At 69.5% G+C, this 26,826-nt stretch carries 20 protein-coding genes and 1 other RNA gene; 6 read left to right on the top strand and 15 right to left on the bottom strand.

Features of this window, described 5'->3' with window-relative positions:
- Nucleotides 1–8 precede the first annotated feature (8 nt).
- The 7 genes from DMB42_RS08485 to prfB form a co-directional block, all read right to left on the bottom strand.
- Nucleotides 9–1,340: a WD40 repeat domain-containing protein gene (locus DMB42_RS08485; protein WP_125632288.1), complete on the bottom strand. Its 1,332-nt coding sequence runs from the start codon at nucleotides 1,338–1,340 to the stop codon at nucleotides 9–11.
- Between the two features lie 146 nt (nucleotides 1,341–1,486).
- Nucleotides 1,487–1,871: a transfer-messenger RNA gene (gene ssrA / locus DMB42_RS08490) on the bottom strand.
- 292 nt (nucleotides 1,872–2,163) lie between these two features.
- A complete protein-coding gene (locus DMB42_RS08495; RefSeq protein ID WP_125632290.1) occupies nucleotides 2,164–4,029 on the bottom strand; it encodes a penicillin-binding transpeptidase domain-containing protein in 1,866 nt (621 codons plus the stop codon).
- Nucleotides 4,030–4,049: 20 nt separating this feature from the next.
- On the bottom strand, nucleotides 4,050–4,517 hold the full coding sequence (smpB, locus tag DMB42_RS08500; protein ID WP_125632292.1) for an SsrA-binding protein SmpB: 468 nt from the start codon (nucleotides 4,515–4,517) through the stop codon (nucleotides 4,050–4,052).
- A 23-nt stretch (nucleotides 4,518–4,540) separates the two neighbouring features.
- Nucleotides 4,541–5,443 (bottom strand): permease-like cell division protein FtsX, encoded by a 903-nt coding sequence (gene ftsX, locus DMB42_RS08505; protein WP_125632294.1) that lies wholly within the window; start codon nucleotides 5,441–5,443, stop codon nucleotides 4,541–4,543.
- A gap of 20 nt (nucleotides 5,444–5,463) precedes the next feature.
- Nucleotides 5,464–6,153, bottom strand: a complete 690-nt coding sequence (ftsE, locus tag DMB42_RS08510; RefSeq protein WP_020541427.1) for a cell division ATP-binding protein FtsE — start codon at nucleotides 6,151–6,153, stop codon at nucleotides 5,464–5,466.
- Nucleotides 6,154–6,532: 379 nt separating this feature from the next.
- Nucleotides 6,533–7,648 carry a peptide chain release factor 2 gene (prfB, locus tag DMB42_RS08520; RefSeq protein ID WP_125632298.1) on the bottom strand — a complete coding sequence of 372 codons (1,116 nt, stop codon included), beginning with the start codon at nucleotides 7,646–7,648 and terminating at the stop codon, nucleotides 6,533–6,535.
- A gap of 47 nt (nucleotides 7,649–7,695) precedes the next feature.
- On the opposite strand from prfB, the gene DMB42_RS08525 reads away from it, so the two are divergent.
- Nucleotides 7,696–8,724 (top strand): hypothetical protein, encoded by a 1,029-nt coding sequence (locus DMB42_RS08525; RefSeq protein WP_125632300.1) that lies wholly within the window; start codon nucleotides 7,696–7,698, stop codon nucleotides 8,722–8,724.
- A gap of 19 nt (nucleotides 8,725–8,743) precedes the next feature.
- On the opposite strand, the gene DMB42_RS08530 is transcribed toward DMB42_RS08525, so the two are convergent.
- From DMB42_RS08530 to DMB42_RS08545, 4 genes are all read right to left on the bottom strand, one after another.
- Nucleotides 8,744–13,612: an NAD-glutamate dehydrogenase gene (locus DMB42_RS08530; RefSeq protein WP_125632302.1), complete on the bottom strand. Its 4,869-nt coding sequence runs from the start codon at nucleotides 13,610–13,612 to the stop codon at nucleotides 8,744–8,746.
- Between the two features lie 38 nt (nucleotides 13,613–13,650).
- A complete protein-coding gene (locus DMB42_RS08535; RefSeq protein ID WP_221762051.1) occupies nucleotides 13,651–14,454 on the bottom strand; it encodes a tryptophan 2,3-dioxygenase in 804 nt (267 codons plus the stop codon).
- Between the two features lie 84 nt (nucleotides 14,455–14,538).
- Entirely contained in the window at nucleotides 14,539–14,736 is a 198-nt protein-coding gene (locus tag DMB42_RS08540; protein WP_125632306.1) for a zf-HC2 domain-containing protein, read from the bottom strand.
- Nucleotides 14,736–15,281 (bottom strand): sigma-70 family RNA polymerase sigma factor, encoded by a 546-nt coding sequence (locus DMB42_RS08545; protein ID WP_125632308.1) that lies wholly within the window; start codon nucleotides 15,279–15,281, stop codon nucleotides 14,736–14,738. The genes DMB42_RS08540 and DMB42_RS08545 overlap by 1 nt, the downstream gene beginning before the upstream one ends.
- A gap of 205 nt (nucleotides 15,282–15,486) precedes the next feature.
- On the opposite strand from DMB42_RS08545, the gene DMB42_RS08550 reads away from it, so the two are divergent.
- From DMB42_RS08550 to DMB42_RS08565, 4 genes are all read left to right on the top strand, one after another.
- Nucleotides 15,487–16,935 (top strand): DUF1996 domain-containing protein, encoded by a 1,449-nt coding sequence (locus DMB42_RS08550; protein ID WP_221762052.1) that lies wholly within the window; start codon nucleotides 15,487–15,489, stop codon nucleotides 16,933–16,935.
- A 55-nt stretch (nucleotides 16,936–16,990) separates the two neighbouring features.
- On the top strand, nucleotides 16,991–17,806 hold the full coding sequence (locus DMB42_RS53045; RefSeq protein WP_185844527.1) for a hypothetical protein: 816 nt from the start codon (nucleotides 16,991–16,993) through the stop codon (nucleotides 17,804–17,806).
- A gap of 37 nt (nucleotides 17,807–17,843) precedes the next feature.
- Complete coding sequence (locus DMB42_RS08560) at nucleotides 17,844–19,457, top strand: NADH-quinone oxidoreductase subunit NuoF family protein (protein ID WP_260477564.1); 1,614 nt, start codon at nucleotides 17,844–17,846, stop codon at nucleotides 19,455–19,457.
- 86 nt (nucleotides 19,458–19,543) lie between these two features.
- Nucleotides 19,544–20,953 carry an FAD-binding oxidoreductase gene (locus tag DMB42_RS08565; protein ID WP_125632310.1) on the top strand — a complete coding sequence of 470 codons (1,410 nt, stop codon included), beginning with the start codon at nucleotides 19,544–19,546 and terminating at the stop codon, nucleotides 20,951–20,953.
- 1 nt (nucleotide 20,954) lies between these two features.
- Here DMB42_RS08565 and DMB42_RS08570 read toward each other — a convergent pair whose 3' ends face one another.
- On the bottom strand, nucleotides 20,955–21,857 hold the full coding sequence (locus DMB42_RS08570; RefSeq protein ID WP_125632312.1) for a L,D-transpeptidase family protein: 903 nt from the start codon (nucleotides 21,855–21,857) through the stop codon (nucleotides 20,955–20,957).
- Nucleotides 21,858–22,293: 436 nt separating this feature from the next.
- Here DMB42_RS08570 and DMB42_RS08575 point away from each other — a divergent pair, with 436 nt between their 5' ends.
- The gene (locus DMB42_RS08575; protein WP_125632314.1) at nucleotides 22,294–22,929 is read left to right on the top strand and encodes a GNAT family N-acetyltransferase; all 636 of its coding nucleotides are present in this window, start codon (nucleotides 22,294–22,296) and stop codon (nucleotides 22,927–22,929) included.
- Nucleotides 22,930–22,956: 27 nt separating this feature from the next.
- Here DMB42_RS08575 and DMB42_RS08580 read toward each other — a convergent pair whose 3' ends face one another.
- From DMB42_RS08580 to DMB42_RS08590, 3 genes are read right to left on the bottom strand one after another with little or no spacing between them, the layout of a single operon-like run.
- A complete protein-coding gene (locus DMB42_RS08580; protein ID WP_125632316.1) occupies nucleotides 22,957–24,882 on the bottom strand; it encodes an acetoacetate--CoA ligase in 1,926 nt (641 codons plus the stop codon).
- Between the two features lie 58 nt (nucleotides 24,883–24,940).
- On the bottom strand, nucleotides 24,941–25,798 hold the full coding sequence (locus tag DMB42_RS08585; RefSeq protein ID WP_125632318.1) for a serine hydrolase: 858 nt from the start codon (nucleotides 25,796–25,798) through the stop codon (nucleotides 24,941–24,943).
- Nucleotides 25,795–26,724 (bottom strand): LysR substrate-binding domain-containing protein, encoded by a 930-nt coding sequence (locus DMB42_RS08590; protein WP_125632320.1) that lies wholly within the window; start codon nucleotides 26,722–26,724, stop codon nucleotides 25,795–25,797. The genes DMB42_RS08585 and DMB42_RS08590 overlap by 4 nt, the downstream gene beginning before the upstream one ends.
- Between the last annotated feature and the right edge of the window lie 102 nt (nucleotides 26,725–26,826).

A 26,826-nucleotide genomic window follows, 5' to 3' on the forward strand; every position in this document is an offset into this window, starting at 1 on the left:
ACCGTCCCCTATTGGGTGAGCACACCGTCGCACAGCCGGAAGTCCCCGTCGGTGTACGCGGCCCCTTGCCCCTCGGTGTGGAGCTCCCAGAACTCGGCCGAGATCACGTCGTCCCCCCGCCGGCAGACGCTCTCGAGCGGGTCCTGCTCCACGTATGACAGATCCCAGACCCGGGGGCCGCTCTCCGGGCTGCCCATGACCGCGGTCCGTCCGTCGTCGCTGAGAGCAACCTCCTCCACGCCACGAACCCCCGTCCTCAGGGTGGCAAGCCTCACCGGTCTCGACGGCTCTGACAGGTCCCACAGGACGGCATGCCCGTGATAGTCGGCGGCGAGCACCAGATCCCCCTTCCGGGCCATGGCGACGGTGAAGACGTCACGAAACTCCCCGCCCATCGTCGCCACCCGTACGGGCTTCGCGCGGTCGCCGAGATCCCAGACCTCCACCCCGTTCCCGGTGCCGAACACGGCCCTTCGCCCGTCGGGGCTGAGCGCGGCCGATTCCATCCCTTGGTCACCGACATGGGACTCGGCGGGGTGGGCCGGATCCGTCAGGTCCCAGACCAGCGGGCTCCGTCCGTCGTCCCGAACAGCCACAGCCGTCCTGCCGTCCGCGCTGATGGCCAGGTCGTACAGCAGGTCGCCCGGCACCTTCAGTGTCGACCGACGGGCCGGACGGGACAGGCTGCCGAGGTCCCACACCTCCACGGTCACCCCTTCCAGGTCGTCGTCCAGGTCCTCGTACGCGATCAACGCCGTCGCCGCGTCGCGGGACAGGACGATCTCGAAGGAGGACCCCATGAGCGGCAGGAACGCCGCCTTGCGCGGGTGTGTCCGCCTGTCGAGATCCCACAGTGTCACGCCGTCGTAATCGTCGGCCGCCACGACCACCCGCCCGTCCGCCGACACCGCCATCCGGTCGACCGAGGAGGTCTTGAGATCGAGCACGCTCTCGTACCCGCCCTCCTCTCGCAGATCCCATCTATGCACTTTTTCGGCAAAGGGAAGGGCAAGAACGAAGGACCCGTCCGAGGCGATCGCCACGTCGTCGGATCGGCTGACGTCGTTGAGGTCGACCCGTCCTTCGTTCGCGACGGTGTCGGCCAGCGCCTCCCGCGTCTGCGCGTCGGCGTTCAGGCGTACGGCCGCCGCGCCGAGTAATCGGGCGCCCAGGGCGTCGACGTCGCGCAGTTCCACGCCCTTGAGTGCCAGCTTCCGCGCCAACGCCGCACGCTCGGCGTCACCTCTCCCGCCCGCCACGACCGAGATGCCCCAGACGGCGACGGCGAAGACGACCAGGAGGGCGAACCATCGTGTCCGGTCGGCGTGCGGGAGATCCACGTTTGCTCCGTTCGCGGGGTGATCCACCCAGATCCAACCACGCGCAACCGTACGACGGCACACAAAAAACGAAGGGCGGCCGGACCGGCGATGAAGCCGTCCGACCGCCCTTCGGCGATCCGTTCCGCAGGTCGAACACGGAACACACGTGGAGGTGGCGGGAATCGAACCCGCGTCCTTCAACCCCAAGTCAGGGCTTCTCCGGGCGCAGCCTGTTGTGCTTTTCTCAGCCCCGGCGATCACACAGGCGAGTCGCCGACGGGCTCAGCCACTGTTTGGTTTCCCGATCGCCCCCGTGGCCGGGTCGATCGGTTGAGCCTTCTAACGATGCCAGACACCGGGCCGAAGGCACTCCCGGGCTGACAGAGGTTTCGCTACTTAGGCAGCGAGGGCCAGGGAGTCCTGGCCGACCTCAGTGCGCTTGGAATTGGCACTTATTGGTTTGCGGTCACAGGATTAACGAGGTTATGTCCGCAGTCCTCGGCCCGCTTCACCTGGCTTGCAAGATCGAAGTCGAAGCCAGTCACCCCCTGTGCAGTTGTCAACACGCCTCACGCGGAGACGAGCAACACTGAATGTACATGGGATAACGCCCCCAACGCCAACTTAATTCCAGCATGGCGAAACCCCCGGGAGCGTGGCACAGCAGCACGCGCTCCCGGGGGCCGACCGGCAGGGTCGAGCCGGTCCGGACGGCAGGACTTCCCCCGAGATGAAGTCCTGATCTCATCACGGCGACTGAGTCCGCAACCCCCCGAGCGGGCCCAGTCATTGAGTAAGACGCAACCGCCACCCGCGATGGTTGCTCACCGTCACAAGATTTTCACGATTGGTCACGAAGGCCCGAGAAGAAGCTCCCCGCGACGGCCGCGGCGTCGTAGTTCTTGGCCAGTACGGCGATCGCCACGTCCCCCTGCCAGCCGACGAACCAGGTCATGGGCTTGTCCTGGCTGCCCGCCGTGGCGCGTACGCCATAGACGCGGCCGCGGCCCGCCTGGGCGGGGCTGCCGGTCGCGCCGGCCCGCATCATCGCGGTCAGCGCGGTACGGACCTTGGGATCCATCGCGACGGGCGGGGGCTGGGGCGCCGGCGCGACCTCGGCGGCCGGATCGGGCGACTTGGGGTCGGTCACGAGCACCGGCGGACGCCAGGTGCCGGAGCCGACCGCGGCCGCGACCAGCGCCATCGACAGCGGGCTGACCTCGACGTTCTGGCCGGCGATGGCCCTGGCCTTGTCGGCGTCGCTGGACAACTCGGGCAGCCCGCCGCTGAACGACTTCAGCGGCAACCGCCACGACTGGCCGATGCCGAACGACTTGGCGCTCGTGGCCAGGCTGCCGGCACTCACCCGGCGGGCCAGCGAGGCCAGCGCGGTCACGCAGCCCTTGGCGAAGTTCTCCTGGAACGTGGCCGAGGCCGCCGACCCGGCGGTCTGGCTGGTGTGCACGAACTTGGCGCCGCCCACCGTGCGCTCGGCCGGGCAGGCCAGCCGCTGCCGGGTGCTGACGCCGCTCTTGATCAGCGCGTCGGCCGCCACGATCGAGAACGCCGTGCCCGCCGGGAACCGGCCGGCCAGCGCGTCCTTCTCCTGGTTGAGCCCGCTGGTGCCGACGGCGAGGATCTCGCCGGTGTCGCGCTGCACGGCCACCAGGGCGCTGGTCTCCGTCTCGGCCACCGCCCGCTCGGCCGCCGCCTGGGTACGGCTGTCGATCGTGGTCTTGACCGAGACGTTCTGGCGGCCCGGCCACTCGCGCAACTTGGCCACCTGCCGCCCGGTCTTGAGATCGAGGGTGATCACCTTGGTCTCGGTCGAACCGGTCAGATAGTCCTGGTAGGCCTGCTGCAGGCCGCTCTGGCCGACCGAGTCACCGGCCCGCTGGGGGCCGCCGAGCTTCTGCTCGTCCTCGGGCGTGAGCGCGCTGACCTTGCCGACGATCTGCTTGGGGTCGGCGGGGTCGATGGGCTGCGGCTGCGGATCGGTCTGGATGCCGGAGATGCCGGCCAGCTTGGGCTTCATCGACAGGTAACGCGACCGACCGAACGTGACCAGCGGCACGAACTTGTCGGGCGGCGAGGACCTGATCCGGCTCAGCAGCCGGTCCTTGGCGTAGCCGGTGATGACCGACAGCTTGGCCACGACGTCCTCGGCCCGGTCGCCGAGCTGGGAGGGCACCACGCCGACGACGTAGACGTAGAGCTCGTTCTGCAGTGCGTCGCCCGACCGGTCGACCACGGGCTGGCGCGGCTTGGGGTTGGTCTCGACCGCGAACCGCTGGCCCTCCTTGAGCTGCGGATGCAGCACCGACGGCGACCAGCGCACCTTCCACCTGCCGTCGACCAGGTGCAGCGGCAGCGAGCCGTCGTACTCCCAGAGGGGGGTGTTCTCCCCTAGGTCGACCTCGGCGCGGAAGTCGGCCTTGGACTCGTCGCCGTTCACGCTCACGCTCTTGATCCTGAAGCGGAACGAGGCCGCGTCGAGCTCCAGCTTGGCGTTGGCGAGGGCCTTGCCCACCGTGGCCGGGTCGCCGTCTGTGCGGCCCGCGGCCAGGGCGTAGTCCTCCGACTGCCAGCCCACGAGGAAGTCACGCACCGCGTCGTGCGGCGAGGACTCCTCGAAGCAGCCGGTCAGTGTCATGCTCGCGACCGCCAGGGTGACGGCCGCGGCAAGAGTGCGGCGCGCGCGTGTCATCGGTTAGAGTGCCGCCGCTCTCATCGGTTGCGGTGCCGCATGGCCCGCGCCATCTCCCGCTTGGCCTGCTGCTCGGCCAGCGACTGCCGCTTGTCCCAGTCCTTCTTGCCCCGGGCCACGGCGATCTCGACCTTGGCCCGGCCGTCCTGGAAGTACAGGACCGTGGGGACGATCGTGAGGCCGCCCTCCTTGGTCATGGCGGCGAGCTTGTCGATCTCCTTGCGGTGCAGCAGCAGCTTGCGCTTGCGGCGGGCGGCGTGGTTGGTCCACGTGCCCTGCATGTATTCGGGAATGTGCACGTTGAGCAGCCACGCTTCGCCGTCGTCGATGCTGGCGTAGCCGTCGACGAGCGAGGCGCGGCCCTCTCGGAGCGACTTCACCTCCGTGCCCTGGAGCACGAGCCCCGCCTCGAAGGTGTCCTCAAGGTGGTAGTCGTGCCGAGCACGCTTGTTCTGGGCGATGACCTTCCGCCCGGTCTCACGTGGCATGCTTCGACCTTACCGGCGATTCCTCACACCCTGAGGTATCGGCGGAGCGTCACGAACGAGGCCAGCACACAGATCACGACACCGATGGCCATGGTCAGCGTGATGGTCTGGGCGACAGTGTCCCAGCCGAGCTTGGCCGAGCCGAAGAAGCCCGCCACTTCCTCGAAGAGCATGACCTTGGTCACGATCAGGATGACGGCCGCGAAGACGCCGCCGATCAGGCCGGCGATCACGCCCTCCATCACGAACGGGAGCTGGATGTAGAGGTTGGAGGCGCCCACCAGGCGCATAATCCCGGTCTCCCGGCGCCGGTTGAACGCCGACAACCGGACCGTGTTCCCGATCAGCAGCGCCGCGGCCAGCACCAGGATGATGGCGACGGCCAGCGCGTAGAACGAGAGTTTGTCGAGCATGGCGAAGAACTTGCCGATGGTTTCCTTCTGGTCGATCACCTGGGACACACCGGGCTGGCCCTTGATGGCCTGGATCACCGGCTGGTAGTTCTCAGGGTCGACCACCTTCACCCGGAACGACTCGGGCATGTCCTCCGGCCTGGTGGCGTCGACGAGGGCCGAGTTGGCCTGGTAGGCCGTCTTGAAGTTCTCGTACGCCGTGGCCTGGTCCTCGTAGAAGACCTCCTTGACGCCCTGGGTGCCCTTGAGGTTGGCCTCCAGCGTCTTGCTCTGCGCCGGCGTGATGGCCTTGCCGTTGCAGGCGGGCATCGCGGTGTTCTTGGTGCACAGGAAGACCGAGATCTCGACCTTGTCGTACCAGTAGGTCTTCAGCATGGAGACCTGGGCGTTGATCATCAAGCCGACGCCGAGCATCGCCATGCCGACTGCCACGGTGATGACGACCGCGATCGTCATCGTCAGGTTGCGACGGAGGCCGATCCAGACCTCGGAGAAGATGAAGTTCGCCCGCATGTTCTGTCTGCCGCTCCCTGTCAGTACGCCTGGCCGTAAACGCCACGCGACTGGTCACGGACGATTTTCCCGTCCTCCAGCTCGACGACGCGTTTGCGCATGGAGTCCACGATGGCCGCGTCGTGCGTGGCCATGACGACCGTGGTGCCAGTCCGGTTGATGCGGTCGAGCACCTTCATGATGCCGATGCTCGTCGCGGGGTCGATGTTGCCCGTGGGCTCGTCGGCCAGCAGGATCATCGGCCGGTTGACGAACGCGCGGGCCATGGCGACTCGCTGCTGCTCGCCGCCGGACAGCTCGTCGGGCATGCGATGGGCCTTGCCTTCCAGGCCGACCAGCTCGATGACCTCGGGCACGACCTTGCGGATGAACCGCCTGGGCTTGCCGATGACCTCTAGGGCGAACGCCACGTTCTCGTAGACGTTCTTGTTCGGGAGCAACCTGAAGTCCTGGAAGACGCAGCCGATACGGCGGCGCAGGTGAGGCACCTTGAAGTTGGAGAGGCGGGCCAGGTCCTTGCCGGCGACGTGGATCGCCCCGGAGTTGGGCCGCTCCTCCTTCAGGACCAGACGCAGGAACGTGGACTTGCCTGACCCCGAAGGGCCGACGAGGAACACGAACTCACCCTTGTCCACGTCGACGGAGACGTGGTCGAGAGCGGGCCGGTTCTGGTTCGCGTAGACCTTGGTGACATTATCGAAATGGATCACGAGAGCATCACGGCATGCCAGTCTAGGGGTCAGGACGGAAGCGAGGGTGGCACATGCCCATTTCCCGCCGCCGACCAATCGGGGGCGCCGTCTTTACTGATGATCGACGTTCCGATTGGCCAGACGACAGTCTAGGGGGAAGACTGGCATGGAACGTCCATAACGGAAACAAAACGATTGTGCGGCTAGACTTGGGGCTGTCATGAGTTGCGAACACCTCGTATGCGCGCAGTGCGCCCACCCCGTGATCGAGGGCCGCTGCCCGCTCTGCCGAGCCAACAGAGAGCGGATGCACAACCACGGCTTCGCCGGATTGTCACCCGCCCTCGTCGCCGTCCTGCTTCTGGTCCTGCTCTTCGCGACGCTGGTGCTCAGGCACCTAGTCGGTGCCTGACTCCTGCCGTCGCATCCAGCGGATCTCCGACTCGATGAACCCGTCGAGGTCGCCGTCGAGCACCGCCGTCGGGTTGCCCGCCTCTGTGCCCGTGCGCAGGTCCTTCACGATCTGGTACGGGTGCAGCACGTAGTTGCGGATCTGCGTGCCCCATGACGTGGTGGTCGCGCCACGCAGCTCAGACATCTTCTCCGCCTCCTCCTGCCGCTTGCGCTCCAGCAGCTTGGCCTGGAGCACGTTCATCGCCGAGGCGCGGTTCTGGAGCTGGGAACGCTCGTTCTGGCAGGAGACCACGATGCCGGTCGGGAGGTGCGTGATGCGCACCGCCGAGTCGGTGGTGTTGACGCCCTGGCCGCCGGGACCCGACGAACGGTAGACGTCGACGCGCAGGTCGTCCTCGTTGATGTCGATGTGGTCGGTCTGCTCGACGACCGGCACGATGTCGACACCCGCGAACGACGTCTGGCGGCGGCCCTGGTTGTCGAACGGGCTGATGCGGACCAGCCGGTGGGTGCCGTGCTCGCCGCGCAGCGTGCCGTAGGCGTAGGGGGACTTGATGGCGAACGTGGCCGACTTGATGCCGGCCTCCTCCGCGTAGGAGGTGTCGTAGACCTCGGTGGAGTAGCCCTTGCGCTCGGCCCACCGCAGGTACATGCGCAGCAGCATCTCGGCCCAGTCGGCGGCGTCGACGCCACCGGCCTGGGAGTTGATGGTGACGAGCGCCTCGCGGGCGTCGTACTCGCCCGACAGGAGGGTGCGCACCTCAAGAGCCCCGATGTCGGACTTGAGGGACTCCAGCTCCTTGTCGGCCTCGACGCGCGTGTCGTCGTCGCCTTCCTCCGCCGCCAGCTCGTAGAGCACCTTCAGGTCGTCGAGACGGCGTGCCACGCCCTCGACCCGGTTGAGCTCGCCCTGAAGGTGGGAGAGCTTGCTGGTGACCTTCTGCGCCTGCTCGGGGTCGTCCCACAGGTCTGGGGCGGCAACCTGCTGCTCCAGCTCCTCGATATGCTTGCGCATCGCGTCGAGGTCGAGCACGTCCTGGATGCTGCGGAGCGTGTTCGCGAGCTCGTTGATCTCTTCTGCTGGATCGATGCCTGCCACGTCTCCCTAGGGTACGCGACCCTCGCGTGCACGAATAACATGGCGAGGTGCGTGCATACGGTCGGGGGAAGATGCTGGCGCTCGCCGTCGGCGTGCTGGCCGCGGCAGCCGCGTGCACAGGCCCTGCTCAGAAGTCCCCTGCGCCGCCCACGGGGAAGGCGGCCGTCACGGGTTCCGCGACCCCCTCGCCCACGGGCCCGGCGCCCGTCGTCACGCGCGAGGAGGCCGCCGAGGCGTTCAGCTCGATCCTGGCCACCGACGACGTGCTGCGCGTGCAGAGCGACGTGCCGGGGCGGCTCGGGCTGGCCGTCGAGCTGACCCGCGACGGGCAGTTCCCGCTGACGCAGGCGGCCTACCAGTCCACCGACAACCGCCCGCCGCGCTACACGTGGGGCTCGCCGACCTTCTACGTGCCGAGGGCCCCCCAGCAGGGGCAGCCGCCCTGGTTCACGGCCCTGGTGACGCGCAACGGGCAGCCGACGCTGCTGACGTTCGCCAAGGTCGAGGACTGGCAGCTCAGCTCGGCGGCGCAGCTCCTGCCGGGGCAGAAGGCGCCGCAGGTGCGCCTCGACGCCGACGGCTACGCCAGCGCGGTGGCGCCCGACGACAAGAGCGTCACGATCAGCCCCCAGTACATGGGCCCGGTGCACGCGAGCGTCGCCGAGACCGGGGCGGCCGGGGTGACGGCCGGGCTGCTCGCCGACGGGCCGTACACGGCGGACGTGGCCGAGCAGATCGCCACCGACCGGGAGAAGGCCAAGAAGGACGGGTTCAGCTACGACTCGATCTTCAGCGCCGACAACTGGCCGGTCTACGCGCTGCGCACGGACGACGGCGGCGCGCTGATCCAATACTCGCTGTCGCGCAACACCTCGACCCGCACCGTCGCCAACAACACCTACATCATCCCGGTGCCGCCGGAGGCGGGCTGGGCCATCTCGGGCTCGTCCGTGCGCCGCAGCCTCAAACTCACCGAGATCCACCAGTACGCCTCTGCGGTGCCCCCGCTGACGGCCCCGGCCGCCGCCCGCGTCATCGCCCACGACGGAGCCCTGACCCGCGCCATCGGCGAGTGAGGGCCCCGTCGGGCGTTTCCTACGCCTCCGTGTGAGGCAGGTTGCTCGCGGCCACCAGCGTACGGATCGCGCGCAGGGCCACCGACAACGTCGCCAGGTCGAAGTTGTCGCTCTCCCAGATCTCCGCCAGCGTGTGCCGGGCGCGTCCCACGGTGGCCGAGTTGGCCTCGGACCACCCGGCGAGCCGCTCCTCGGGGGGCAGGCCGGGCGTGCTGTGGGCCAGCACGTCACGGGTCAGCGACGCGTGCGCGGCGTACAGGTCGTCGCGCAGGGCCGAGCGGGCGATCGAGTTCCAGCGGTTGTCCCTGGGCAGGGCGATGACACGTTCGCGCAGGCGGGCGAGCTGCAGGCGGTCGGCCAGGTCGAAGTAGACCTCCGCCACCTCGTTCACCGGACGGCCGGTCAGGGAGGCCACCTCGACCAGGTCCAGCGTCGAGTACGCGGGCACCATCGCGGCCACCCGCTCGGCCAGCTCCTGCGGCACCCCGCGGGCCACGAAGGAGTCGCGGCGCTCCTCGTACGCGGCCAGGTCGGGCCCCGTGAGCAGCTTGGGGATGTACGCGGCCAGCCCGTTGACGCCCTTGAGGAAGAAGCCGACCGCCCCGGCCAGGTCGATCGGCGGACGCCGGTTGACCAGCAGCCAGCGGGTGCCGCGCTCGACCAGCTTGCGGCCCTCCAGCAGCATGGCGATCTGGGTGGCGGTGTCGACCTTGTTGTCCAGCTCCTCCACGGCCCGGTAGAAGCTCGGCAGGTCGAAGACCTCGCGCGCCACCAGGTACGCCCGCACGATGTCTGGCGTGGAGGCCCCGGTCTCCTCCCCGAAGCGGAACATGAACGTCGTGCCCATGGCGTTGACCAGCTCGTTCACCACGCAGGTCGTGATGATCTCGCGCCGCAGCGGATGGGCGTCCATATACGTGCGGAACCGCTCGCGCAGGTCCGACGGGAAGTACGACACCAGCAACGAGGCCAGGTACGGGTCGTCGGGCAACTCGGACCCGAGCAGCTCGGCGTCGGCCACCATCTTGGTGTAGGCCAGCAGGACCGAGAACTCCGGAGCGGTCAGCCCGAGCCTGGCCTGCCGCCGTTCGGCCAGCGTCTTGTCCGAGGGCAGGAACTCCAGCTCCCGGTTGACCAGCCCGTCCCGTTCGAGCTTGCGCAGGTAGCGGGCGTGGATGTGGAGCATCTCGACGGACTGGGCGCGGGTCGCGTCGAGCACCACGTTCTGGGCGTGGTTGTCGCGCAGCACCAGATCGGCCACCTCGTCGGTCATCGACGCGAAGACCTGGTTGCGCTGCTTGTCGGTCAGCTCGCCGTCGCGGACGACCTGGTCGAGCAGGATCTTGATGTTCACCTCGTGGTCGGAGGTGTCGACCCCGGCCGAGTTGTCGATGAAGTCGGTGTTGACCAGGCCGCCGTTCAGCGCGAACTCGATGCGGCCGAGCTGGGTGAAGCCCAGGTTGCCGCCCTCGCCGATGACCTTGCACCGCAGGTCGCCGGCGTTCACCCGGAGCCCGTCGTTGGCCTTGTCGCCGACGTCGGCGTGGGTCTCCGAGCCCGCCTTGACGTAGGTGCCGATGCCGCCGTTCCAGAGCAGGTCTACGGGGGCCCGCAGGATGGCGCTGATCAGGTCGTTGGGGGCCAGCGAGTTGACGCCCGCCTCGATGCCCAGCGCCTCGCGCATCTGCGGGGTGATCTGGATGGACTTGGCCGTACGCGGGAACACGCCGCCGCCGGCGGAGATCAGCGAGACGTCGTAGTCGGCCCACGAGCTGCGCGGCAGGTCGAACAGGCGCTGCCGCTCGGCGAACGAGCGGGCCGCGTCGGGCTCCGGGTCGATGAAGACGTGCCGGTGGTCGAAGGCGGCCACCAGCCGGATGTGCTGGGAGAGCAGCATGCCGTTGCCGAACACGTCGCCGGACATGTCGCCGACGCCGGCCACCGTGAAGTCGGTGTTCTGCACGTCGACGCCCATGGTGCGGAAGTGGTACTTGACCGACTCCCAGGCGCCGCGGGCGGTGATGCCCATGGCCTTGTGGTCGTAGCCGACCGAGCCGCCGGAGGCGAAGGCGTCGCCGAGCCAGAAGCCGTACTCCTTGGCCACGCTGTTGGCGATGTCGGAGAAGCTGGCGGTGCCCTTGTCGGCGGCGACGACGAGGTAGGTGTCGTCGCCGTCGTGCCTGACGACGTCGTCCGGCGGCACGACCTTGCCGTCCACCAGGTTGTCGGTGATGTCGAGCAGGCCGGAGATGAACATCCGGTAGCAGGCCACGCCCTCGGCCAGCAGGTCCTCGCGGTTGCCGGACACGGGCGGCTGCTTCACCACGAACCCGCCCTTGGACCCGGTGGGCACGATGACGGTGTTCTTCACCATCTGCGCCTTGACCAGGCCGAGGATCTCGGTCCTGAAGTCCTCCATGCGGTCGGACCAGCGCAGGCCGCCGCGGGCGACCTTGCCGAACCGCAGGTGCACGCCCTCGACGCGGGGCGAGTACACGAAGATCTCGTACTTCGGCCGCGGCAGCGGCAGCACGCTGATCGCCTGCGGGTCGACCTTCAGCGAGATGTACGGCTTGCGCTGCCCGTCGACCGTCTGGAAGTAGTTGGTGCGCAGCGTCGCCTGGATCATCTCCAGGTACGCCCGCAGGATGCGGTCCTCGTCCAGCGAGGCCACCTCGTCGAGGGCGCCCAGGATCTCCTCGTTGAGCGCCTCCACGAGGTCGAGCCGGACCTCGTCGCCGCGCTTCGGGTCGAGCTTGGCCTCGAACAGGCGGACCAGCAGCCGGGCCAGCCGCACGTTGCCCAGCAGCACGCGTTCCATGTAGAGCTGCGAGAACGTGCTGCCGGCCTGCCGCAGGTACTTGGCGTAGACCCGCAGGATCTCGACCTGCTCCCAGGTCAGGCCCGCGCGCAGGATGAGGGCGTTGAAGTTGTCGGCCTGGACGCGCCCCTGCCACAGGGCGCCGAGGCCGTCCTGGAAGAGCCGCTTGAAGTCGTTCCTGTCCACCTCTTCCGAGGGGGTGTAGCGCAGGCCGAAGTCGTAGATCCAGGCGTTCTTGGTGCTGGCGTCGCCGTCCCTGTCGATCTCGTACGGCCGCTCGTCCACGACCTCGACGCCGAGCCGCTGGATCAGGGGCAGCGCCTCCGACAGGGAGATCGGCGACCCGACCTTGTAGATCTTCAGCCGCCGCTCGCCCTCGGAGGCGTCGTACGGCTCGTAGAGGTTGATCGCCACCTCCTCGCCCTCGGCGATGAGCTGCTCCAGGCGGCGCAGGTCGACCACGGCGACCTTGGGCGGGAAGTCGGCCTTGTAGCCCTCGGGGAAGGCGGGGACGTACCGTCTGGCCAGCGCGGGGGCCTCCTCCTCGGAGGTCATCTCGTCCAGCGCGGTCGCCAGGTCGTCCTCCCAGGAGCGGGTGAGCGCCGCGAGGCGCGACTCCAGCTCCTCCACGTCCACGCCGGGCGCCGGAAGCTGCTTGCCGCGCACGCCGCGCACCACGACGTGCAGCCGGGCCAGCACGGACTCGCCGATCATCGCGCTGTAGTCGAGCGACCTGCCGCCGAGCGCCTTGAGCAGCAGCTCCTGCATCTTCAGCCGCACCTTGGTGGTGTAGCGGTCGCGGGGCAGGTAGATCAGGCAGGAGATGTAGCGGCCGTAGTCGTCGCGCCGCAGGAACAGCTTGACCTGCTTGCGCTCACGCAGCCGCAGCACGCCGAGCGCGATCGGCAGGAGCTGCTCGACCGAGGTCTGGAACAGCTCGTCGCGCGGGAACGTCTCCAGGATCTCGATCAGGTCCTTGCCGTCGTGGCTGTCGGGCGCGTGGCCGGCGGCGTTGAGCACCTCGGCCAGCTTGCGCCGCAGCACCGGGATCCTGGAGATCGACTCGTTGTAGGCGACGTGCGTGAACAGGCCGAGGAAGCGCCGCTCCCCGATCACCTCGCCCTCGGGCGAGAACAGCTTGACCCCGATGTAGTCGAGGTAGGTCGCCCGGTGGACGGTGGCCCGGCTGTTGGCCTTGGTGATGATCAGGAGCTGCTTCTCGCGGGCCTTGGCCCGCACCTCGGCGGGCAACGCGGAGAAGCTGTCGGAGCCGACCTTGTCGTCGCGCAGGATGCCGAGCGCGGCGCCGGGCAGGGCCTTCAGCGTCTCGCCCTCGTCGGTGTGCTCCAGCCGGTACTCGCGGTAGCCCAGGAACGTGAAGTGCCCGTCGGCGAGCCAGCGCAGCAGGTCGAGGCTGTCCTCGACCTCGGCGGGCTCCAGCGGCGGCGGGTTCATGCTGAGGTCCTCGGCCGTCTGCACGGCCAGCGCCCGCATCTTCCTGAAGTCCTCGACCGCGTACCGCACGTCGGCGAGCACCCGCTGCAGGTCGGCCTCGATGCGCTTGAGCACCGCGGGGTCGGCCTGCCGGTCGATCTCGATGTGGATCCACGACTCGACCAGCACCTGGCCGGTGACGTCCTCCTGACCGCGGCCGAGCATCCGGCCGGTCATGTCGCGGCGGACCCGCATCTGGGGGTGTACGACGAGATGCGTGCCGATGTCGTGCCGGTCGAGCTCCATGGTGACCGAGTCGACGAGGAACGACATGTCGTCGGTGACCACCTCGACGACCGAGTGGCCCGGGTCCCAGCCGTTCTCCTCCAGCGTGGGGGTGTAGGCGCGGACCACGGCCCGGCCCTGGGGGCGTACCTCGGCGAGCCGTCGCTGGGACATCGCGGGGCCGTACACGTCCACGGGGTTGCGGTCGAGCAGGTCCTCCGGCGCGACGTGGCGGTAGTAGAACCGCAGGAAGGACAGGGCCTCCTCGGCGCTCACGTGCTCGCTGCCGACCGCGCAACTCTCCGCGGCTCTTTGCAGCAGCTCATCCTTGGCCTCGTCGAGCGGCATTTCGCTCTCACTCCTTTGTGAGGGTTTGCCATAGCTGTTCATAGCCAGGCCCTAAGTTCCCATAGCAGGGGGAAATAGTGCATTCGGGTACGTCCGCGGAGATAAGGGGCGCCGGTCGAGCCGCCTGTGCCCGACTTGGTGCCGATCTGGCGTTCGACCATCTGCACGTGGCGCATCCGCCACAACGCGGCTGTCTCGTCGTGCGTCAGCAGGTCTTCGGCCAGTTGCCACAGATCGTCGTAGGACCTGCGGTCTCTCGCCACGGCCAGCAGCGAGGCCATGATCTCCGCGTCGGAGACCGGCAGGCCACGCCGGGAGAGGGCTGTCAGATAAGCATCCCACAGCGTGGGCTCCGCCAGCCGGCGCCTGAGCCTCGTCAGCTCGGCGTCACTGGCGTTCCTGAAGCTGGACAGGTAACGCTCGTCCTTCAGCCCGGACAGGAACTCCAGCTCGCGGAACTGCACGGACTGGAACCCGCTGGCCGGGGCCAGATCGGCCCGGAAAGCCAGGAAGTCCTGGGGGGTCATCGTCTCCAGGACCTCGACCTGCTCGACCATCACCCGTTCGACCGCGTGCACCCGTTTGAACAGGTGCCTGGCCTGCCACAGCTCGCCGTCGAACATGGCTTGCCTGGCCGACTCCAGCTCGTGGAGCAGCAGTTTGAACCACAGCTCGTAGACCTGGTGGATGGTGATGAAGAGCAGCTCGTCCGGGGCCTGCGACTCCGGCCGCTGCTGCGCGAGCAGCTCGGGCAGACGGAGATAGCCGCCGTACGACAGCCGTCCGCCTTCCTCGCCGAACCGCCGATGCGGGGGAACGGGCGCATCACCGTCGATGCCCACCGCACACCTCCCCCTGAACGCCCGGCGCTGGTTCACCGGGCGCATGCCTCGCCGTACCGATATCACCCGAAAAGGGCACAGACGTCAACGTGACATCGACATGGGGGGATCATCGCCGGAGGTCGAGGGGGCGTGCTTGAGGTCGTCGAGCTGGTCGGGAAGCTCGGCCAGGTCGAGAAGCTCGGCCTGGCAGTGCTCGCACGTGTCGAGGTGGCGTTCGAACGCCTCGTGCTCCTCTTCGTCGAGGACACCGAGGACGAAGGCGGCCACCCCGTCGTGCATCAGCCGGCTACCCCCCTGTCCCGCAGCTGTTCGCGGAGAGCCCGGATTCCGTAGTAGAGCCGGGACTTCACCGTGCCCGGCGGAATCCCCAGAATCTCCGCCGCTTCACTTATCGTACGGTCTCGGAGGTAGGTCTGCTCAATCACTTCGCGGTGTTCCTCGGACAGGCTGCGCAGCGCGTCGGCGACCACGATCGCCGAAAGAGCCCGCTCGGAGCCGTCCGGCACCGACATCTGGTCGACTTCGGGTGGCTCGACCTCATGAGGCCGGGCGCTCTTCCGCCGACGTCCGTCAATCACGATCCGGCGGGCCACTGTCAGTAGCCACGCCCATAAAAGGCTCGGTTCCCATTGCAGTCTTGCCGAGTTTCGCCAGGCCCTGACCAGTGTCTCCTGTACGACGTCCTCGGCCCATTGCAGATCGTTACCAGTCGATTTGCGTACGTGGCGCAGCAGAGGGCCGCCGAACTCCTGGTAGAGCACCGCGATGCGATGTTCCGCCTCGGCATCCGCACTCTCGAACCTGCCGTCGAGGTGACCTAGCACGGGGCACATCTTTACACCTTCGTTATCAGTCCGGCAGCCACTCCGATAACTCCAGTCATTTCTAACTATCTCCGGTCATAGGTGAACCTGATGGTGTAAGCCCGCGTACCTCCGACCATGCAACGGCCTTCGTGCGGCGAGACCTCATGCTCGGCGCCGCCGAGGCGGTCGATACGAGGAGACAACCATGAGGAGAACTGGGCGCATGGCCGCGGCCGTGTCCGCTCTTGCCGTGGCGGCGGGTGGCCTGGTGTCCGCCGCCGTCATCGGCGCGGGTCCGGTACGGGCCGACAACTGCGATCCGGCGCAGGCGAGCCAGGAGAACGCCCAGCGACAGGGCGACCGCGCCGCCGACCGACAGGCGCCGGACCAGCAAGCCCCCGATCAGCAGGCCCCTGACCAGCAAGCTCCGGACCAGCAGGCGCCGGACCAGCAGGCCCCCGACCAACAGGTGCCCGACCAGCAGGCCCCCGAGCAGCAGCGGAACGGTGATCAGCAGGTGCAGGGCGGCGGGATCACCCTGCGCGACCCGGCGCAGCCGCCGGACCCGGGCGACCAGGCCGGCACCGGATTCGGGCGCAACCGCCCGGCCCGGACCCTCGCCCCCACCCGGAACGCCCCCCAGAACCCGGACCAGAACCCGGACCAGAACGCCACCGACCAACCCACCGACGAGCAGCCGACCGACCAGCCCACCGACGAGCAGCCGAGCGACCAGTTCCGCGACCGGTCCAGGCCCACCCGGTCGCCCTCGCCCTCGCCCACGGCGTCCCAGGGCGACGAATGCCTCAACCTGGGCCCGTTCGTCACGGACTTCGTGGACATCCGCCAGGTCCAGCCTCTCAGGCTCGACGCCGGCATCGGCCGGAACGGCTCACGCGGCACATTCGTCGCAGAATGCGGCACCAATCGCAATGGTCACAACAATCCCGACAATTTCATCGTGGCCCCCGGCGTGAGCAACGGCGCCCATCATCTCCACGACTACGTGGGCAACCTTTCGACCGACGGCTTCTCCACCGACGAGAGCCTGGCCGCCGCCGAAACCACTTGCCGCCAAGGGGATAAATCCACCTACTTCTGGCCGGTTCTGCGCAACCGCAAAGGCGACGTGGACGCCCAGGACCCGGACGGCAACGTCGGCCAGGTGATCCGCGCCCGCGCCGTCAGCCTGCAGTTCCGCGGCAACGCGACCTCCAGGGTCGTCGCGATGCCGAGGTTCCTGCGGCTGATCACCGGCGACGCCAAGGCCGGGACGAACGGCGGAGGCAACGCCCGCGCCCGCTGGACCTGCACAGGATTCACAAATCGCATAAGTCCCGATAAATATCCGCTTTGCCCGCGCGGAAGTCAGGTTCTTCGTATTCTGGATTTCCCCAGCTGCTGGGACGGTCAGAACACCGACAGCGCCAATCACCGCACGCACGTGGGCTTCCCCGGGCAGAACGGCGCCTGTCCGCAAGGCACCAAGGCGATTCCGCAACTGCGCATGATCCTCGCCTACACGGTTCCACAGGGTCCGTCGTTCGCCGTGGACGCGTTCCCTGAACAGAAGCACAACCCCGTCACCGACCACGCGGACTTCGCCAACGTCATGCCCGACCGGCTGATGCAATTCGTCGTCTCGTGCATCAACCGGGGTCGCCGCTGCTGACACGTCCCCATCAGCCTTCCGAGTCGTACCCTCACCCGACCTTGGAGGGAAATACATGCTCCACAGACGACAGCCCCGGCACGCCCCCACCAAGCTGGACACCAGGAACGTCCGGCTGGGGGCGAGCGCCACGTTGACGGCCATCGTGTTGTCGGTGGTCGCGCTGGCCGGGACCGACCGCGGCATCGCGCTGCTCGGCCGAGGGGTGAGCTTCCTCGAGTTCTACGCGGGCGTGTTCTCCCTGGTCCTGCTGACCGCGACGGTCGCGCTCGGCCTGGTCACCACAGAACGGGTCTTCCTGTCCCCGGCCAACCGGGTCAGGGCCCAGCTCGCGCACCGGGCCACCGCGCTCATCGGGCTCGGCTACCTGGTCACGCACATCGCCCTCATGATCAGTCTGGGTCACGCGCCACCGGGGGCCGCTGTCGTCCCGGTGGCCGGGCTCTACGTGGGGTTCGGCGCGCTCGCCTTCGACCTGATGGTCGTGGCGGTGGCCACGGGGATGCTCAGGGGTCGCTTCGCGGTACGCGGCACGCCTTGGCTGTGGCGGCTGCTGCACTCGGCCGCCTACCTGGCCTGGCCCATCGCGATCATGCACGGCCTGACGGCGGGCCGCTCCCCGGCCGGCTGGGTGGCCTGGTCGTACGTGGCCTGCCTGGCCGCGGTCGGCTCGGCGCTCGTCGTACGTGTGCTGGCCACGTTGCGCAGGCCGGACGTCGTACCGGAGAGGGTCGAGGCGCCCGCCGTGACGGCCGGCCGGACGGCGGACGTGCCCGTCGAGCGGCCGCGGGCCGCGGCGACCGCCGCGGCGCCGGCCGACGCGCCGGTGAGCCTGGCCGACGCCCGGCGCAGGTACCGGGAGGCCGGATGAGCCCGCGGGCGGGACGCGGACCCGTCAGGGGCCGGTCATGATCCCGCACCGGGTGCCGCGGGTGCTGCGGATGGGCCCGGCCCGGCTGACCGCCGGGCTCGACCACTGCCGGCGGCTGGACCTGCCCGCGCACCGCACGCTGCACGGCGAGCCGCGGCCGCGCGAGCTGGCCGAGCTGATCTCCATGGTCAACGAGGTGGACATGCGCGGGCGGGGCGGCGCGGCCTTCCCGTTCGGGCGCAAGCTGCGGGCGGTGGCCGACGCGGCGGGTACGGGCGAGAGCGTGGTCCTGGTCAACGGCGCGGAGGGCGAGCCCGCCAGTTCCAAGGACGCCATGTTGCTCACCCGCAACCCGCACCTCGTCCTGGACGGCGCGATCCTGGCGGCCGCGGCGCTGGGCGCCCGCGAGGTGGTCGTGGCCACCGTCGAGGGCGAGGTGGCCGAGTCGTCCGTGGCCGCCGCCGTGGCCGAACGCCGGGCCGCGAACGTGGCGGGCGGTTCGGAGAGCCGCATCCCGATCCGCGTGGTCGGCCTGGCGGAGAGGTTCATCAGTGGGGAGGGCGGTGCGCTCGTCCGCGGCGTGAACGGCGAGGAGGCCATCCCGCCGGGCCGCAAGCGGCGGGCCGCCACGAGCGGCGTGGACGGGCTGCCGACCCTGCTGTCCAACACCGAGACCTACGCGCAGTTCGCGCTGCTCGCCGAGTACGGCCCCGAGAAGTACGCCGAGGTCGGCACCAGCAAGGAACCCGGCACGATCCTGCTCACGGTGAGCGGCGGCGCGGCCAACGGCGCCGTGATCGAGGCGCCGACCGGCGTCGCGCTGGCCGACGTGCTCGCGCTGTGCGAGGCCGAGGCGGGCGACGGCGTGCTGGTCGGCGGCTACCACGGCGCGTGGTTGTCGGCCGAGGTGGCCCGGTCCGCGGTGATCTCGCGGGAGGGCATGAAGCTGGCCGGGGCCACGCTGGGCGCCGGGATCATCGTGCCGCTGGGCGATGCCACCTGTCCTCTGGGCGAGGCGGCCAGGGTGGCCTCGTACCTGGCCGCGCAGTCGGCCGGGCAGTGCGGACCCTGCCGGCTGGGCCTGCCCGACGTGGCCCGCGCCCTGTGCGCGATCGCCGAGGGCACCGGCTCGGTCGACGCCGTACGCCGGTGCGTACGGGCCGTCGAGCGGCGCGGCGCGTGCTTCCATCCCGACGGCACGGCCAAGTTCGTGTTGTCGGCGCTGGACGCGTTCGAGAGCGAGATCGCGCTCCACCTGGAGCACGGCTCGTGCGGCCGTCCGGTACGCGGGATCCTGCCGATGCCGGAGCCCGAGGTGGAGCCCGAGTACCGGCTGGAGGTGGACTGGACCCGCTGCCAGGGGCACGGCCTGTGCGCGCACCTGCTGCCGGAGTTCGTGGACCTGGACGACTACGGGTTCCCGTCGTTCAGGAACGTGCCGGGCTGGATGGTCAAGGACGCGCGGCGGGCGGTCGAGATGTGCCCGGCGCTGGCCCTGAGGATCGCCCAGACGAGCGGGGACGGGCCGAAACCGCCCATGTCGCCGCTGCGGCTGGTCAAGGACGGCGTGCTGAGGAAGGCGCCGGGGCCGCGGCTGACGCGGGTGGGGGCCAGTCCGAATATTTCGGGATTTGGAGGGACGGCTGGGTGAGGTCGGTAGTGATGCACTTGTGACCAACCTGTCCGGGTGTCCGCGCGTCTCATCGATCGGTTCGTACCGAATGACGGGGGACGCTGATGGACCGCCGGGCCTTTCTCCACCTCACCACGCTCGCGCCGCTGGTGATGGCCGGCGGCGCCGCGCGGTCGGCGCCGCCGCCGGACTGGGCGCGGTTGCGCAGGCAGCTCAAGGGCACACTGGTGCTGCCCGGCGACTCCGGGTACGACAGCGCCCGCCGCCTGTTCAACCCGGTCTACGACCGGATCAGGCCGGGCGGCGTGGCCTACTGCGCGACCCCCGCGGACGTCTCGGCCTGCCTGTCGTTCGCGCGCGCGAACGGCGTCGCGGTCACCGCCCGCTCCGGCGGCCACTCCTACGCGGGCTGGTCCACCGGCACCGGCCTGGTGATCGACGTGTCCAGGATGAACACGGTCTCCTACGCCTCCGGCCGGGCCACGGTCGGGGCGGGCGCCAAGCTGATCGACGTCTACGACCGGCTCGCCCGGCACGGCGTCAGCATCCCGGCGGGCTCGTGCCCCACGGTCGGGATCGCCGGGCTGACGCTGGGCGGCGGCATCGGCGTGGTGTCGAGGAAGTACGGGCTGACCTGCGACACGCTGGAGTCCGTCCGCGTGGTCACGGCCGACGGCCGCCTGCTGACCGCGGACGCCACCCACCACTCCGGCCTCTACTGGGCCTGCCGGGGCGGTGGCGGCGGCAACGTCGGCATCGCGGTCTCCTTCACCTTCCGCACCCACGCCGCGCACGACCTGACCGTGTTCTTCCTGCACTGGCCGTGGTCGAAGGCCGGGGCCGCGGTGCGCGCCTGGCAGTCGTGGGGCCCGTCCGCCCCGGACGAGCTGTGGTCGTCGCTGCACTTGACCAGGGACGCACGCGGCCTGGACGTGCTCGTCGTCGGCACGTACGCGGGGCCGAAGGCGTCCCTGGACCGCCTGCTGGCGCCGCTGGTCGCCCGCGTCGGCACGCCGTCGTCGAGGTCGGTGCGGACCACGTCGTACCGGCAGGCCATGATGATCATGGCGGGGTGCGCGTCGAGCTCGGTGGAGCAGTGCCGCCGGACGCCTCGGGAGTCGTTCGCCGCCAAGTCCCACATGGCCTACTCCGAGCTCCCGGCCGGCGGCGTCCGGAGCCTGGTGGACGGGGTGGCGCGCGGCGGACGGCACTCGGTGTTGCTGGACGCGCTGGGCGGCGCGGTGGGCCGGGTCAAGCCGGCGGCCACGGCGTTCCCGCACCGGGCCGCGCTCTACAGCGTGCAGTACTACGCCGAGGGCACGGACCGGACATGGCTGCGCGGCCTGCACGGCGAGATGGCCCCGCACTTCGGCGAGCACGCGTACGTGAACTACATCGATCCCGACCTGACCGGCTGGCGCGGCGCCTACTACGGCCCCAACGCCGCCCGCCTGGCCGAGGTGAAGTCCACCTACGACCCCGACCGGCTGTTCCGCCTGCCGCAGGGCATCTGACCTACTTCTCCCGCACGTAGACGGGCTCGCCGACGTCGATCATGTCGTACAGGCGCTTCGAGGTGGACAGCGGCACGCGGACGCAGCCGTGGGAGGCGGGCCGCAGCGGCACCTTCGTCGAGCCGTGCATGGCGATGCCCCCGTTGAAGTAGAGCGAGTCGTACATCGTGCCCAGCGGCCCCTCGGTCCAGCCTGGCGCGCGGCTGGTGACGTGGAAGTCGCCGGGCGGGGTGATGGCGTTGCCGCAATGGCCGTTGTGGCAGTAGCTCACCTTCGCGCCGGTCGAGATGTGCGAGACGAGCGCCGGACGGCGGTGGCGGTAGACGACCAGGAGCTGGTAGCGCAGGTTGATCTCGACCCGGTCGGGCTCGCCGCTCGGGACCAGCGGCTTCATGCGCACCGGCCGGTCGAACGCCCGCCACACCTCCGGCCCGACCGCACCCTGGGGACGCAGGTGGCGGTGCTTCTGGAGGGCCCACACGCCGAACTTCGTCTGCTCGTCGTAGACGCCGTTGAGCTTGCCGTAGTAGTAGCCGTGCTTGTGCAGCCGCTGCTGGAGAAGCTTGACGGTCTCACCCCGGTCGCCCGGCCGCAACACGACCGTGGTGTGCTCCTTCCGGCCGCCCGTGCCGTGTTCGGCCCGGGCGGCCGGGCGCACGGCCGCGTCGTGATCCTCGCCGCCGCCCGGCTGCGGGACGACCGTGTCGTGATCGTCCAGGTCATCCTGATCGTCCAGGACGTCCAGGTCGTCCAAGACATCCTGATCGTCCCGGTCACCCCGGTCGTCCCGGTCACCCCGGTCGTCCCGCGCCAGGAGCGGGCCGTGATCGTCCCGGTCGCCCGGCCGCCGCACGACCGTGTCGCCGCGCGCCGTGGCGCCGCCGGGCACCTCCGTGTCCGCCACGGCGGGCATTCCAGCCAGGAACGGCAGCCCGCCACACCCGAGGGCGACGAAAACAACCGCTCTCCGAACTTTTGTGATCATAGTTCGACGCCTACCCAGATCGCCGACAATTCACGACACTTGCAAATCCCGTTAAAAACCGGCATTTCGCATTTATGCGACGGCTGAGCCCAAGCTTTAGAGCTGCCTTGTGCAAGCGCGGAAACAACGAAGAAAAGGCGGATACGCCATGGACGCATCCGCCTTCGCTCCAGAGGCCGGGAGGCGAGCTGCGCGTTCGCCCATCCGGCTTCTTTCACCCCTCCGAACAGCCCCAACCATAGCCAAGGAATACTCCGGCGCGCACACCGTTCGGCAAAAGCTTTCTCGCGAATTCTCCGGCGCAGGCAAAAAACCAGTCGCAGGGACGGCCGTAAGACTGGAAGTATGCGGAGATATGCGCAACTGGCCGCTCTTTGAGCTCTCCATCACCACGCCGCGACTGGAGCTGCGGCACCCCACTCTCGACGACCTCGACGAACTGGCCGACCGGGCGGCCGAGGGCGTCCACGAGCCGGGTTACATGCCGTTCCTGTTCCCGTGGTCCGAGGCGTCCCCGGAGGAGCGGGCCCGGCGTACGCTGCAGTACCACTTCCGGAACTGGGGCGGGTTCACCGCCGACGACTGGTCGCTGGAGCTGGTCGCCGTGCACGAGGGCCAGGTCGTCGGCACCCAGGGCATCATGGCCACGAGCTTTCCCGTCACCCGCGAGGTCAAGACGGGCTCCTGGCTGGGCCGGCGCTTCCACGGCCAGGGCATCGGCACGGAGATGCGCCGGGCCGTCCTGCATCTCGCCTTCGCCGGGCTCGGCGCGCGCCACGCGGTGACGGAGGCGTTCGAGGACAACCACGCCTCGCTCGCGGTGACCAGGAAGCTCGGCTACCGCGAAGACGGCACGACCACGCACGCGCGCAAGGGCGAGCCGGTCGTCACCCAGCGTTTCCGCCTGGCCCGCGAGGACTGGTCGCCGTCGCCCGACATCGAGATCCGCAACCTGGCCGGCTGCCTGCCGCTGTTCGGCCTGGAGCCCTGAGGCCGGTCGCCCCAGGGCCCCGCACGCTCAGGCGGGCGGCGTGAAGTGCCGCAACACCTCCGGGTTGGCCATGGCGTCGAGGTTGGCGGCCTCCTCGACGGGCGTGCCGAGCAGGATCTTGCGTACGGGCACCTCCAGCTTCTTCCCGGACAGCGTCCGGGGGATGCCGGGCACGACGCGGATCTCGTTCGGCACGTGCCGGGGTGACAGCTCCTGGCGGAGGGCCGCGCACAATGCCCGTTCGAGCGGCTCGCCGAACTCGGCGCCCTCGGCGAGGGTGACGTACAGCAGCAGGCGGCCCTCCTGGCCGAGCTGGCCGGTGTCGATCACGAGGCTGTCGGCGATCTCGTCGAACCGCTCCACGACCCGGTAGAACTCGCTGGTGCCCATGCGCACGCCGCCGCGGTTGAGCGTGGAGTCGGAGCGGCCGTAGATGACGCAGCTCCCGTCCTCTTCGATCTTGATCCAGTCGCCGTGCCGCCACACGCCCGGGTAGACGTCGAAGTAGCTCTCGAAGTAGCGCCGCCCGCCGGGGTCGTTCCAGAACATCACCGGCATCGAGGGCATCGGCCGGGTCAGCACCAGCTCGCCCACCTCGCCGACCACCGGCTCGCCCTTGGGGTCGTACGACTCCACCTTCGCCCCCAGCGACCGGCACGGGATGATCCCCGCCCTGATCGGGTGCGACATGGTGGCCCCGACGAACCCGGTGCAGACGTCGGTGCCGCCGGAGAACGACCCGATCGGTGTCCCGGGCAGCTCGGCGGCGACCCAGGCGAAGCCCTCGGGCGGCAGCGGCGACCCCGTCGAGCCGATGCCGCGCAGCCGCTCAAGCCCGGTGGGATGCAGCCCGGCCTTCAGTGAGGCCATGATGTACGGCGCCCCCACCCCGAAGTACGTCACCCGCTCGGTGTCGGCGATGCGCCAGAGCGCGGCGGGCGAGGGATGTGTGGCCGAGCCGTCGTAGAGCACCGGCGTGGCCCCCACCAGCAGGGCGCCGATGAGGTAGTTCCACATCATCCAGCCCGTGGTGGTGTACCAGAAGAACACATCGCCCTCGCCCAGGTCCTGGTGGAAGGAGAGCGACTTGAGGTGTTCGAGCAGCACGCCGCCGTGCCCGTGCACGATCGGCTTGGGCAGCCCGGTCGTGCCGCTGGAGTAGAGGATCCACAGCGGGTGGCCGAACGGCACCCGTTCGAACTCCAGCGGCCCTTCCTCGGCCCGCAGCTCCTCCCAGCCCAGCGCCTCGCCGTGCGGGACCTGGCGGGGGTGCGCGGCGGCCAGGGAGGAGATCCAGACGGTGGCGCGCAGCGTGGGCAGCTCGGCGGCGATCTCGCCCACCTCGCCGGTACGGTCGTAGGTCTTGCCGTTGTAGTGGTAGCCGTCGACCGCGATGAGCACCTTGGGCTCGATCTGCCGGAAGCGGTCGACGATGCTCGGCACCCCGAAGTCGGGCGAGCCGGCCGACCAGATCGCGCCGAGCGAGGCGGTGGCGAGGAAGGCGATCAGGGCCTGCGGGATGTTCGGCAGGTAGCCGGCCACCCGGTCGCCCCTGGTGACGCCCAGCTTGACCAGGCCGGCGCGGACGCGGGCCACCTCGTCGCGCAGCTCGGCGCGGGACAGCTCCTGGCGGGTGCCGTCCTCGGAGACGAAGACCAGGGCCGTCCCCTCGGTACGGCGCAGCGCGTTCTCGGCGTAGTTGACCGAGGCGCCCTCGAACCAGGTCGCGTCGGGCATCTCCCCCGACAACACGGGACCGTCCCCGCGTTCCCCGACCACCTCGAAGTAGTCCCAGATCGACGTCCAGAACTCCTCAGGACGGTCGACGGACCACCGCCACACCTCCTCGTAGCCCGCGCCGGACCGTCCCAGCCACTCCAGGTAGCGGGTCAGCTTTGCGGCGGCCACGACCTCCTCGGTCGGCTCCCAGAGAAGCGCACCTTCAGCAACCATGTGCCCCATCCTGTCGCCCGGTCGGCGGAAAGTCATACCTGACCTCCCACATAACTTGCTACCTCCGTAGGTGGTCCACCGCCATACGCGCGGCCGTGCCGATCACCGCGTCGGCGCGTGGCTGGATGACCGCGGTGCCGAACGAGCGGGTGAAGACCGCTACCGCGTACCGGCCGCCGTCGGGGTACTCGACCAGGCCGACCTCGTTGCGCAGGGTCGGCAGCGAGCCGGTCTTGCCGCCGACCTCCACATCGTCGTACGGGAAGCCCGAGGCCAGCCGGTGGGGCCACACCTGCATGTTGAGCACGGCGCGCATCCAGGCGCACGACGCGGGCGAGGCGGCCTCGTCCCGCCAGATCATGGCGAGCAGGCGGGTCATCTCGCGTGGTGTGCTGCGGTTGGTCCGCGCCGGGTCGAGCACCCGCATGCGGGAGATGTCCTCAGGATCCAGGTACGGCCACCCGTGCCCGGTGTCCAGCTCCATGGTCTCGTACATGGCCCGGCCGCTCTGCAGCACGCGCGTGCCGGTGAGGCCGAAGGCGTCCAGCATGGTGTTGACGTCGTCCATGCCCACCCGGTCGAGCAGCACGTCGGCGGAGGTGTTGTCGCTGACCGTCATCATCAGGTACGCCAGGTCGCGCAGCGACATCGTCACCTCGTCGAGCATGGCCGACAGGCCCGTCGGCCCGGAGACGCGCTGGTCGGGCGTCACGGTCGTCTGGGTGGTGGGGTCGAGCCGCCCGGCGTCGGCCTGCCGGCAGAACTCGACCAGCAGCGGCAGCTTGTACACCGACGCCAGGGGCACCGGCTGGTCGGCGCCGAGCCCGGCCTCCCTGCCCGAGTCGACGTCGCGGACGTGCAGCCAGCCCGTCACGCCGGCCATGCGGAACAGCGTCGCGAAATCGGGATCGCTCATGCCACCATCCCCGGCCTCCGGCTGATCCGCCGCGCGGGCGCGACGCCCTCCTCGCTCATCCCGGCGCTCTCCTTCAACGTCCGTACGGCAACGGCCGAGAACTCGGCGACCCAGTCCTTCCTCTGGCCTGTCACCGCGCGCCAGGCGGTGGAGAGCCGGCACGCGATCGGCGAGCCTAGCAGCGGCCGCCATGCCAGCCCAGGGACGTCCGCCCGCGGCCCGAACGCCACGGCCTGGCCCGCGAGCACCAGGCCGAGCCCGGCGCCTTGGTGCACCTGGCCGGGGACGTAGCCGTGCCGGCGGCACTCGGCCAGCGTCTCGGCGTGCCAGCCCGGCTCGCCCTCCTTGGGCGGCATCAGCAGCTCACGTCCGGTCAGGTCGGCCAGGTGCACCTCGCCGGCTCCGGCCAGCGGGTCGTCCTCGGCGAGCAGCACGCCCTGGGGCTGTACGAGCATCTGACCGAACTCCAGGCCGGGCGCCGAGACGGGGTGGCGGACCAGCCCGACGTCGATCGTGCCCTCGGCCAGCGCGGCCACCTGGTCGGCGGTCCAGTTCTCGGCGGGGACGAGCCGTACGTCCGGGTTGGTCCTGCGGAAGCCGGCGACCAGCGCGGCGATCACGGAGGCCGCCAGGTCGGGTGGGACGCCGATCCTGAGCAGGCCGCCCTCGCCGTGGCGGGCCAGTTCGCGCAGCCGTTCCACCCTGGTCACGATCTCGCGGGCCTCGCCGAGCAGCAGCCGTCCGGCCTCGGTCAGGCGTACCTGGCGGGCGGAACGGTCGAAGAGCCGCACGCCGAGCTCCTCCTCCAGGCGCTTGATCCGCTGGCTGAGCGGCGGCTGGGCCATGCCGAGGCGGATCGCGGCGTTCCCGAAGTGCAGTTCCTCCGCCACGACGACGAAGTAACGGAGATGCCGGACCAAGTCCATGACCAGCCACTATATCCAGATTTATATCTTTGTAGCGCCTATATCAATATTGGACGGGGCTTCTCCGTCTCTGGTGTCCTCAGGCCATGGCATCACAAACGG

It is taken from the genome of Nonomuraea sp. WAC 01424 (genome assembly GCF_003947315.1).
GTDB lineage: Bacteria > Actinomycetota > Actinomycetes > Streptosporangiales > Streptosporangiaceae > Nonomuraea > Nonomuraea spiralis.